Source organism: Anaerohalosphaeraceae bacterium, assembly GCA_037479115.1.
Classification (GTDB): domain Bacteria; phylum Planctomycetota; class Phycisphaerae; order Sedimentisphaerales; family Anaerohalosphaeraceae; genus JAHDQI01.
Map to the genome: position 1 here is coordinate 52,626 of JBBFLK010000017.1, position 11,360 is coordinate 63,985.

The window sequence follows — 11,360 nt, forward strand, 5'->3', positions numbered from 1 at the left end:
GGAAACCTCACTGTGCAGGTTCAGTCATCGGCCATGGTCCCGCAATAGCCCGGCACAAATCGATTCGCCGCTCCAGATGAATGCGCTCGGCGGCCAGGACCTGACGCTCCAGTGACTGCTCGGACAACAGAGCCTCGAGCACACGCAGATAATCGACCTGTCCCTGCAGATATTTGGTCTGGACAGTCTGACGGGCCTGCCGGGCCAACTGGAGCTGAAGACGAAGATTGTCCGTCAGCTGCTGCTGACTTCGGTTTTCCTCGAGAGCCTCTTCGGTCTCCTGCAGAGCCGTCAGGAGTTTCTGCGCGTATTGATGAAGGCGTTCAGACCGAACGGCCTGCCGTTTTCGCACCTCGGCCTTGCGGTATCCGGCATCCCAAAGGGGGCCGACCGCATCCGCCGCCAGCCGACCCAGCCAGTCTTCAAACAACTCGCGCACCCGCTCGGCGGAGGTCTGCGCCGTGGCGGTCAATGTGATTTTGGGATACTGGTCGGCAATCGCTGCGGCCAGCCGCTGGTCAGCCACGGCAGCCGCTTTGTAGGCGGAAGCCACATCGGGCCGGCGCAGGAGCGTTTGAGCAGGCAGTCCGACATCCGGCAGCGGAGGCAGCACAGGCAGCGAATCCGGAACGTCAAAAGAGTTCTGCGCCGGCATTCGGCCCAGCAGAACCGCCAGCTGATACTCCAAAAGCGTCCGTGTTTTTTGGGCCTCAATTTCCTGACCGCGGGTCGATTCCACCAGCTGACGCTGGCGCAGGACATCGGCGGCGGTCCCCTGCCCTTGTCCGAAGCGCATCTGAACAAGCTCCAAAACCCGTTCATTGGTCCGCCGCTGTTCCTCAAGGAGTGCCTGCTGGAGCCGGGTCTCCAAAAGACGATACCAGGTTCGAGCGGCTGAGGCACTGAGCGAAACGGCGGCCGCCGCCAGGTCATCGCGGGCAGCTTGTGCATCCAGCAGGGCCGCCTGACGAGTCGAACGCACACGTCTCCATAAATCGACCTCATAAGAGGCCGTCAGACCGGCGGTATAACCGCTGGAATACAGAACCTGCTCGGACACCTCGCGGCGCGTTCGGGCCGCCTGAGCCGAGTACTGAACAGCAGGAAACAGAGAAGCCCCCGCCTGGACAGCCGCCTCTTCGGCCTGCCGGAGCCGGTCCCAGGCGGAACGAATCGTAAAATTGTTCCCGAGGGCCTCCTCTACCAAAGCATTCAACATAGGATCGTTGAACGACTCCCACCATTTTTCCGGCAGGACGCCCGTGCCGCTTTGGGAAAACCGTTGCGGGATTTCGAGGGGAATCGAAGGCGGTTCGGGCTGCCGGCAGCCGATGCAGAACAAAACCGCTGCCAGAACGCCCAAACGCGCCGCGGATGGTTTCTTTCGAGTCCGCCCGTCCATCATTCCCCTTTAATGACAATTATATTAGATATACTATATCTATTAGCCGCTGTTTCGGCGCCGCCTCCCTCGATCTACTTAAAAACAAGAACGCTGAATCCTAAAGCAATCTTTCAAAAAGAATCAACAGATTTTTGGAAGAAGAAAGATTTGCCGAAAATGGCTGGCCGACTGGGAATGCCTCTCCTCCAATCGTCCGGTTGTTTGCTCCGGCAGCTGAATCGGGGAGACAGGATTTGAACCTGCGACCTCTGCGTCCCGAACGCAGCGCTCTAAGCCAAGCTGAGCTACTCCCCGCATCCTCACAGGCTCCCATAAGGACCTGCTGGGTGCGAAATCATAATTCTAACAAAAATCCGCAGAAAATACCAGTCTTTTTTGTCAATGATGCGGCCTATTCCTTCACGCGGGTGACATACTCGCCCGTGCGGGTATCGACGCGGACTACTTCCCCTACCTTAACAAACGGCGGCACCTGAATCACCAGACCGGTCTCGAGGGTGGCGGGCTTGTACTGGTTGGTCGCCGTGGCCCCCTTGATTTCCGGGGCCGTATCCACCACCTTCAGGTCCACCGTATTGGGCAGCTGGACAACCACGGGCTTGCCGTTGTACATATTAATCAGAATCGGGGTGTTCGGCTTGCAGTACTTGGGCCCCTCGCCGAAGGCATCGTCATCCAGCGTAATCTGGTCGTACGTCTCCAGGTCCATAAAGACGTGCTCATTGCCCGTCGAGTAAAGATACTCAAAGTTTCGCTTTTCGAGAAAGGCCTCTTCGAGCACTTCTTCGGCCCGGATGCGGACATCGCGGATGCCGCCGTCCGTCAGATTCTTCAGTTTGGTCTGATAGACCGCCCCGCCCTTGCCGAGTTTGACATGCTGGTAATCCACAATCACATACAGGACGCCATCCATCTTGATGGTCTGTCCTTTCTTCATTTCCGACGCTTTCATACTCATCTCCGCTTTGAAGAGGCCCACGACCGCAGCCGGGCCTTTTGAACCCGTTTTGTCTGATGCGGCAAAGTGCCGCAGTATGGCAAACCCGCCGGAAAAAGTCAAGAGGACAGGTCAACTGGAATGGATTTTGAATGGGCGAGGAAATACAAATAAGCCCGCGAAGGCACCCGGCCGAGAACCTTTTCCGCCGCCAAAGCATACAGCCGCAGCTGCGGCCGATACCGGTCGATTCGCCCCGGCAATTCGCCTTCTGAGACCCGGTCTGTCTTAAAATCAACCAAAAGAAACCCATCCGGAGTATCCAGAAGAAGGTCCACAATGCCCTGAATAATGATTTTTTCATCCGCCGGAGCAACTCGGGCCTGTCGGGCCGAAACCGATATGGTAAAAGCCCATTCCCGATGAACCTTGTCCGGATATTTCAGGACCAATTGTCCCAATTCACTTTCAAAAAAGGCCAAAATCCATTCCGGCTGAAGCGCGGCGGCCGTTTGTGAATTGATAAGTCCTTCTGCAGCAAGGGTTTCTATTGTCTTTTCGATTTGCTGCCTGTCGGGTTTGGAATGCAGGTCCAGCCGGGCCAAAAGCAAATGAACCGCCGAGCCGATTTGGGCGGAAGAAAGGGTGCTTTTTTTGCCGGCTTTTTCGAGGACTGCCTTGGGAACAGACCCGAACGAATCTGTCTCGACGGCCGGTGCAAACTCATCCATCATCTCCAGCGCCCCGCTGACAGACAGCTTGGCAACAAGCCCAACGGCGGAAGAAAAAGGATATTTCCAATCGAGTATCCGCCGACACTCTTCAATAACGGGCTGATGCTGCTTCCGTTCGGCCTCCGTCAAAGTCGGCACAGTTGCGGTACGCTTTTTCTGACAGGCGGCCTCAATCTCCCGGCTGCACGCCTCCAGACCCTCTCGCTCCACACACTGGACGGTAAAAAACGTAGGTCCCGCAGAGGGCTCGTTCAGAAAGACCTCTTTCATCGGCGGCTGATGGCCCAGCCCAAACAGAATCCAGTCCATCGGACAGGAACCCTCCAAAAGGCGCCCGCCGAGAATGCCCCTGTCGCCCAGCAGGGCGCACTCCTGCACAATCCGTTCACAGGCCGAGCGTCGGCGGGAGGCCGTCAGAATCAGTTTCTCCCGGGCCCGGGTGAGGGCCACGTAGAGAATCCGCATTTCCTCTTCGAGCATTGTCTTTCGCTTGCGCTCCTTCAGCACCTGCCAGGCCAGTGTGGGAAACTGGATATTGCGTTCGGAGCAGACGGCCTGAATGCCGAAGGCATCTTCATCGGCCAGGCACGTCCGCTTCAAATCCCGGAAATTCCATTTCGCATTCAGCTCCGCCAGAAAGACAACGGGGAACTCCAGCCCCTTGCTCTTGTGCACGCTCAAGAGCCGCACGGCGTTTTCGGCGGCGCTGTCGGGCTGGGCCGGGGCCCAGTCCTGTTTTTCCCGGCGTATCTCTTCGAGAAACTCCACAAATCGAGCCAGAGAGACCGACTGCGGGCCCGTGCTGAAATGTTCAAACTGGACGGCCCGCTGATGCAGTTTGAGCAGATTCGCCCGCCGCTGCCGACCGTTGGGCAGGGCCGAAACAAAGGCCAGATAGCCGGTCTGGTCCAGAATCGAGCCCAGCACATCCGACAGCGAACCGATTCGAATTTTTCGGCGCCAGTCGGAAAGCTGCTCGAGAGCTCGGCGTGCCTTTTCCGCCAGGGGACCGTCGGCTCCGGCGGCCTTCTGCACGCATTCATAAAACGTATCGCCCTTGCCGGCCGACAGACGAATCCGGGCCAGCTCGGAATCCGTAAAGCCGAACAGGGCGCTGCGGAGCACGGCGGCCAGCTCAATATCCCGGATGGGGTTGTCCAGAACCTTCAGCAAAGCCAGAAGGTCGGCGATTTCCGTCGTTTCAAAATAGCCCTCCGAGGTTTGGGAATGCAGCGGAATGCCCGCCAGCCGCAGGATTTCCGTATATGTCTGAGCCCGATTGGCCGGCGAACGCATCAGAATCACAATGTCGCGATACTGGACATCACGGCGGCAGCCCAACTCTTTGTCGAAAATCTGAAACTCAGGTTTTCCGCTGTCGGCCCCGACGATTTGCCGGATGCGCCGGGCTATCCACATCGCCTGCCGCTGCTCGGCAGACAAATTCTCCGCTTCCGGCAGGACAGACTCTGAACCCTCGTCAGCCCCGTTCTCCTCTTTCTCAAACTCCTCTTCTTCAGGTTCCCGCCCCTCCTCATCCAGCACAACCACTTCCACCGGCATCGAAATGTCATCCGGCTTGACGTCCGTCCGCCCGCAGACCAGAGCCGCCCGCTCGTCATAATCCATCGAGGCGGTCTCCTGCGTCATAATCCGCCCAAACACCGCATTCGCAAAGGCCAGGATTTCCGGGCGCGAGCGGAAATTGTCTCCCAAGTCAATCCGCTGCGGGACCAGCGGCTCCGTCGGGTCCTCCCTGGCCTCTTGCAGCGCTTCCAGAAACAGCTCCGGACGGCTTCGGCGGAAGGCATAGATGCTCTGCTTGACATCGCCGACGACAAACACATTGTCCGGACGGCGAATGCTGTCGAGGATGCGCTTCTGGACGGCGTTGATATCCTGAAACTCATCCACAAAAATAAAATCGAACCGGCGGCGAAGTTTGTCCGCCACCGCCGGATGCGCCTCCAGCAGCTGCACCGTCTTGTGCTCCAAATCGGAAAAATCCAGCGCCGCAATCTGCTCTTTGGCCTGCGTGTAATGTCGGACATATCCTTTCAGCAGCTCCAGAATTGTCCGCATCTGAAGCCGGACGGAGTCGCCCTCCAGCGAGGCATACACGGGATGAACGGCCGCCAGATTCGCCAGCTCTTTCAAGTCCTTTTTCAGCTTTTCAAGAGGGGCCTTGATGCGGTCGGCAATGTCCTCCGGGATTTCCTTCGGCCGTCTGGGGGCGCTGGGAATGCTCAACCCTTCAAGAATCTTCCACAACTTTGCACAATCCCCCTGCCGAACGGAGTCCTCCAGTAAATCGAGGACGGAATGATACCCCGCCAAATGACCTGTCAGCCAATTTGGTGCTCCGTATGCATCCTGCAGAAGCCGAACCAATTCCACCCTCTGGCGGGCGTGCCGAAGCCGCCGTTCTATCATCCGGAGCTGCTCCTGTCGAAGTGCATCCGCCGGCGAAGAGTTCCCCGCACAGACCTCCTCCACCCGCTCCAGAAACCGCTGCGGCTCGGGAATGCTGTCGAGAAAATCCGCCAGCGCAAAAACTTCTTCCACAAACCCCTTGGTGCCGTACAGTGTGCGGCCGGACAGCAGCACACGCAGCCCCTCCGCCATCTTCGAATCTTCCCAGACCTCTTCGAGCGTCTGGGCAAGGGCATCGGTCTGGAGCAGCGCCTGCTGGTCGGGGTCCACAATGCCGAAATCCGGCGCAAGATTCAGCAGATAGAAATGCTCGGACAGGATGCGCTTGCAGAAGGCGTGAAAGGTGCTGATGGAGGCGGCATCCAGCAGGAGAATCTGCCGCCGCAGCATCGAAGAGGGCCGCTGGCTGTAGGCCTTGCGCAGCGTGCGGGCAATGCGGTCGCGCATCTCTTCGGCGGCGGCGTCCGTATAGGTCAACAGCAGCAGCCGGTCCACATCCGTCGGACGCTGAGTATCACACAGCCGCTCCAGACATCGCTGGGCCAGTACGGCCGTCTTGCCCGTGCCCGCCGAGGCGCTGACCCGCACATCCCGTCCGACGGCGAAAACGGCCTTCTCCTGCGCCTTTGTCCATTTGACCTCACCCATTGGCTCCCTCCTCCAAAGCCGCCAGCACGTCTTCTTTTCGCATCGGAGAAAGCGTCCGATAGCGATTGATTTCCCAGTCAAACTTGCAGACGGATTGGAAATCACATTCGCTGCAGGGGCTTTTGCGGCCGAGGCGATACGGAGCGGCGGCAATCTCACCGCGGCGGATTTGTTCGGCAATCTGCTGAACCTTCCGCTGCGAGGCCGCCAGCAGCCGTTCGAACTGTTCGGGATAAAGAACCCCGCTTCGACCGAAATCACTGTAGGGCTGTCGGTCTTTTGTACGGAATGCAAAATTGTAATAGGCGCTCCGCTTGCTGGCCTGCGTGTCCAGGTATTCGGCAAAGTGCCCGTTGAAAAATCCTTTGGCTTTGAATGAAAATCCGGCCGGCTCCTCTATTTTTGTCAGCTCCGTTCGCTCAATCGAATGCTGGATGGGGATATAAAAGGCCCCCGCCGCCTGCGCAATCAGCACCCCCTCAACCGTTTGGCCCAGCAGCGCCGAAAGATACACCGGCATCTGCAGGTCCAGACCGTAGTGCCACTTGACCCAGACAAACGGGTGCTCCCGGGTTTTGTAGTCAAAAATGACCGCCGCCGCTCCCTGCGGTGTTTCCAAGATGTCAATCCGGTCAATCTTGCCGCGAACCTCTATTCCAACCGACGGAAAGCTCAAGGCCGGCAGACCGCTGCTGCCGAACTCCAGCTCCGTGGCCAACGGACGAAGGGCTCCGGCGGCCGTCATCTCTTTGAGGCCCCCGGCCAGCTGAACCAGCTGTTCGATCGCCGTTTGAAGCAGAAACCGCTGATGAGCCGAATGCCGCTGAAAACTCTGGAGAAATTCGCTCTTCTCAATGACCCGCCCGCTCACCTGCCGGACAAGTTGGGCGATCTGCTCGTCTGTCAGCTGCCGCCAATCGAGCCCTTCCTGCCGGACGGTCTTAAACAGCGCATCGAGAACAGAATGATAAAACGAACCCAAATCGACCGGCTCCATCTGCACCAGCCGGCGCTTTTTCAGACGAAGAACATACGAAGCAAAATGCCGGTAGGGGCAGGCGGCAAAAGTTTCCAGCCGGCTGACTGACGTTTTCAGCGGCTCGCCGCCGAGCTGCTCAATCACTTCCGGCTCCAGCCGGGCCTGGTTGCGGTACTCCAGAGCCCGCCGGACCGGTCCGGCCGCCCCGCCGTCCGCCGATTCGAGCAGGGCCGCCGCCGTCCGCCGCACCGCCTCTTCCGCCGTACTGTCGCGACCGAGCACCTGACACAAATACAAGCCCCACTCCGACCTTGTCTGAATCTCCTGCGGCGTCTGCGGTTCCGGAGCGGGTTTGAGCGTCCTGAAGTCTGCAAACATCCGCTCCAGCAGCTCCAGCCCGCTCCAGGGCTGCAAGGGGCTGCCGTTTTCATCCGCCAAAGGCCGCGTCAGAATCAGCCGGCGCTGCGGACGCGTAAGGGCAATATACGCCAGATACCGCCGACGCAGCAGCTGCCGCTGGAGCGGCTCTGCGAAATCCGGCTCAAATCTCTCCAGTACGGCCCGGTCATCGCGGCTGAAAAATCCCTCCGACTCCAGCGGCACAGGAAACTGCTTTTGCGTTGCCCCCAGCAGAAACACCGCCTCCACCTCCGGATGGCGGCTCCGTTCAATCTGTCCGATGAGCACCTGGTCCAGCGTCGGCGGGATGAGTTTGACCGTCAGGGTGCTCAGCGCCGACTCCAGCAGCCGCAGATAGGTCTGCGCCGGATGCCGCCGTCCCTGATACACAATGCACAGTTCATCCAGAACCTGCACCAGTTTTTCCCACATCTGCCGATGGCCGTACCGCTGGTCCGATGGGTCCTCCTGCGCCCATTCGGCCAACACCCTGCGGACACCGACGGCCTCCAAAAACTCCCAGAGCGCCCCGACAAACTCCTGCGGCTCCAAGGAATCCCCCTGCCGGATTTTCAGCCGCTCGCGCAGCTCCCCCAGCGGTTCGGCAATTCGACGCCGCAGCCGGTCAATCCACTTTTCATTAAAACCATCCTGCGGGTCGGCAAACTGCCAGGGCTCTGATTGAAACCAATCTTCCCCTTCAATTCCGCAGGCCCGGCAGTAGTTGTCCAGCCAGTCGGCCTCCTGCTCGGTCAAACCCGTCAGGGCTGTCTTCAGATACGCCGTCATATCCGGCAGGCGGAACTGGAAGCAGACCGCCCGCAGGGCATTGTCCAGCAGCTCGGCGGCCGGATGCGTCCGAAGCGGTCGCGGCTGGTCAAGAAAGTACGGAATCTCGAGCCGCTCAAAGGCCCAGACGAGCAGATGCTGATACGAGGCCATGTCCGGCACGACGACGGCAATCTGCCGATAGCGAAGATTTTCCTGCCGGACCAGCCGGCGGATTTCGCGGGCTGTCCACAGACACTCGCCGCGCACATCCGGCAGGGCCGCCGAGACCACCGCCCCGCCGGATGAAGGCAGAGTCGGCGGCCATTCCTCGGCAAAGTGCCCCTCCAAAAACGCCAGCGCCGGCGCTTGAACCCACCGCCGCGGCCGCTCCAGCACAATCGGCACCTGCATCGGCAGTCCCGCCCGGCGAATCTGCTCACAGAGCCGCTGGTAAGTCCGCTCCGTCGGGGCAAAGATGCTGAAGGGGTCCGGCGGACCGTTCAAGGCCGAAGGGTCCAGACACAGCGCAATCTGCGAGTGTGCACAGACCTTCAGCAACTCCAGCAGCACCGCTTCCTCGCGGGCGGTAAACCCGGAAAAACCGTCCACCCACAGACGAGCCCCTTTCAGAAAGTCCGCTTCTGCAATCCGCCGGCTGACCTGCCGGAAAAGATGTTCCGCATCGTAAAAATCCTGATGGGCCTCCAGAAACTCCTGATAGGCCCCCAGCAGAACGGCCAGGTCTTTGAGTTTGGCGTCGGTTCGAGAGCTGCCGGCCGAAGCGGCCAGTTCGCGGGCCATTTCCTCCAGCCGCTGCGGGGTCATCCGAGCACGGTACAGCTGAGCCAGCACGTCGGCCATTTGGCCGGCCGAGCCGGAAAGGTCGTCGTCCGAACCGAGCAGCTCCAGCCGCCCCCGGCAGTCGGCCAGAAGCCGCCGGACAATCATCTGTCGGCCGACGCGGCTGAGCTCCCAGCGCCCGCCGACGGGAGAAAGCCAGTACCCCAGCCGCTGAAACGACAAAATACGCAGACGGTGGTATCCTTCGATGCCCGACAGCGAGAGCATCGCCTGTTCCATCTGGTAGGTGGCCTGCTCGGGCACCAGCAGAAGCAGCGGCTGCGGCTCGTCGCGGCGCAGGGCCTCCGCCGCGGCCTCCAGACACAGCCGCGTCTTGCCCGTGCCCGCCCGACCCAGAATGAACTGCACCGCCATTGAACTTCCTCCGGGCCCTTTCTACCGCGCCGCCGCCGTTTTGGCAATAAAAAGACAGCCGCATGCGCAGCGGATTTCTCAACCAAGACTCTAAAGATTCTCTTTTAAGATATGTCCTGTTTACACATGTGGATATTCGTGTTGACCTGAGCGTTGTAAAACGCTAAAATTTGAAAAAATAAATGGTTTCAAATGCATCTATATTCTATATACAGAACATCTGAATCTACAAAAAAAGAGGAGGATTAGTGGGAAGGGAGCGATTTTTTGTGTTCAATGTAGAGATAAACATAGAGATTTTACGATGGGCAATAGAACGTGCCGGATTGACTATTGAAGATTTAAGGCAGAAATTCCCTAAAATCAGAGAATGGGTTTCCGGCCAACTCTCTCCTACACTGCGCCAGCTTGAATCTCTTGCAAAGGCTACGTCAACACCCCTAGGCTTCTTCTTTCTCCAAAGCCTCCCAAATGAGCAATTACCAATCCCGCTCTTGCGGACATTAGGTGACGAAAATATATATAGACCCAGTATAGAATTCCTTGAAACAGTTCATGCAATGCAACAACGTCAAGATTGGATACGCGAATTTCTAATTGATCAAGGACAAGATCGGCTTTCTTTTGTGCGGTCTGCTAACGTAAATGATCAACCAAGCATTATTGCCCAAGAAATGCGCCGTATTCTTCAGATCGATGAAAATTGGGCTTCTCGCTTTTCTACTTGGGAAGACGCATTAAGATCCTTGCTCAAAGCTATGGAAGAAGTGGGGCTTTTGGTTGTGATTAATAGTGTCGCCGGGAATAATACTCACCGTAAACTTGACCCTAATGAATTCCGTGGATTTGTTTTAGTAGATGATTATGCGCCACTGGTATTTGTTAACGGAGCAGATGCTAAATCCGCCCAGATGTTTACATTAGCCCACGAGATCGCACATGTCTTTTTGGGTAGTAGTGCTGCTTTCGATTTGCGAGAAATGACTCCTGCAAATAATCAAGTGGAAAAATTGTGCAACGAGATTGCGGCTGAATTTCTCATCCCTCAAGAACAGTTGCACCAGCTTTGGCCCACAGCAAAGAATGAGCCAGATCCTTTCCAAACAATTGCTCGTTACTATAAAGTAAGTACGATTGTTGCTGCACGAAGAACGCTCGATTTAGGTCTCATCACCCGGAACGACTTTCTTAAGTTTTATCGGGATTATTTGGGAAAGGAAAAACAGGCCGCCACCAGACAACAGAATGGAGGAAACTTTTATGCAATGCAAACCTTCCGCGTAGGTCGAAAATTCGCCTCAGCAGTAATACAGGCTGTAAAAGAAGGAAAGTTGCTTTACTCAGAGGCATACAAGTTAACCGGTCTTTATGGTAAAAGCTTCAAACAATTTGCATCTTACATAGAAATGGAAGGATAAAGTGAACTATCAAACATATGTACTTGATGCTAATGTTTTCATTGAAGCTTCACGTCGATACTACGCTTTTGACTTAGCCCCTGGTTTTTGGGAGAGTTTAATCCATTTTGGCAAGAGCGGACAGGTCAAAAGTATCGATCGTATCAAGCAGGAATTGCTCCGAGGTCATGATGAACTTTCAGATTGGGTCCAAAAAAACTTCGATGATGCATTTGCTTCTACAAACGAGCCTAAAATAATAAAGTCTTATAAAGATATTATGAACTGGGTAAACAGTCAGACCCAATTCTTACCTAAAGCTATGTCTGATTTTGCTAACGGTGGAGATGGATGGTTAGTGGCTTTTGCTCGTGCTACCGATTCTATTGTAGTACCGTTTCCATTAAATAAGTTTTAGTTTTGTTGAGTTTGTTTATTGCGA

At 56.8% G+C, this 11,360-nt stretch carries 6 protein-coding genes and 1 tRNA gene; 2 read left to right on the top strand and 5 right to left on the bottom strand.

The window, feature by feature from the left end; all coding sequences use genetic code 11:
- Positions 1–7: 7 nt before the first annotated feature.
- From WHS88_09135 to WHS88_09155, 5 genes are all read right to left on the bottom strand, one after another.
- On the bottom strand, positions 8–1,405 hold the full coding sequence (locus tag WHS88_09135; GenBank protein MEJ5260339.1) for an efflux transporter outer membrane subunit: 1,398 nt from the start codon (positions 1,403–1,405) through the stop codon (positions 8–10).
- A 218-nt stretch (positions 1,406–1,623) separates the two neighbouring features.
- Positions 1,624–1,699: transfer RNA gene (locus WHS88_09140), tRNA-Pro, on the bottom strand.
- 97 nt (positions 1,700–1,796) lie between these two features.
- The gene (gene efp, locus WHS88_09145) at positions 1,797–2,357 is read right to left on the bottom strand and encodes an elongation factor P (GenBank protein ID MEJ5260340.1); all 561 of its coding nucleotides are present in this window, start codon (positions 2,355–2,357) and stop codon (positions 1,797–1,799) included.
- A 104-nt stretch (positions 2,358–2,461) separates the two neighbouring features.
- Positions 2,462–6,157 carry a helicase-exonuclease AddAB subunit AddA gene (gene addA, locus WHS88_09150; GenBank protein MEJ5260341.1) on the bottom strand — a complete coding sequence of 1,232 codons (3,696 nt, stop codon included), beginning with the start codon at positions 6,155–6,157 and terminating at the stop codon, positions 2,462–2,464.
- Positions 6,150–9,521, bottom strand: a complete 3,372-nt coding sequence (locus WHS88_09155; protein MEJ5260342.1) for a PD-(D/E)XK nuclease family protein — start codon at positions 9,519–9,521, stop codon at positions 6,150–6,152. The genes addA and WHS88_09155 overlap by 8 nt, the downstream gene beginning before the upstream one ends.
- 269 nt (positions 9,522–9,790) lie before the next feature.
- Here WHS88_09155 and WHS88_09160 point away from each other — a divergent pair, with 269 nt between their 5' ends.
- Positions 9,791–10,939 carry an ImmA/IrrE family metallo-endopeptidase gene (locus tag WHS88_09160; GenBank protein ID MEJ5260343.1) on the top strand — a complete coding sequence of 383 codons (1,149 nt, stop codon included), beginning with the start codon at positions 9,791–9,793 and terminating at the stop codon, positions 10,937–10,939.
- Between the two features lies 1 nt (position 10,940).
- Positions 10,941–11,336 (top strand): DUF4411 family protein, encoded by a 396-nt coding sequence (locus tag WHS88_09165; GenBank protein ID MEJ5260344.1) that lies wholly within the window; start codon positions 10,941–10,943, stop codon positions 11,334–11,336.
- The last annotated feature ends 24 nt before the right edge of the window (positions 11,337–11,360 follow it).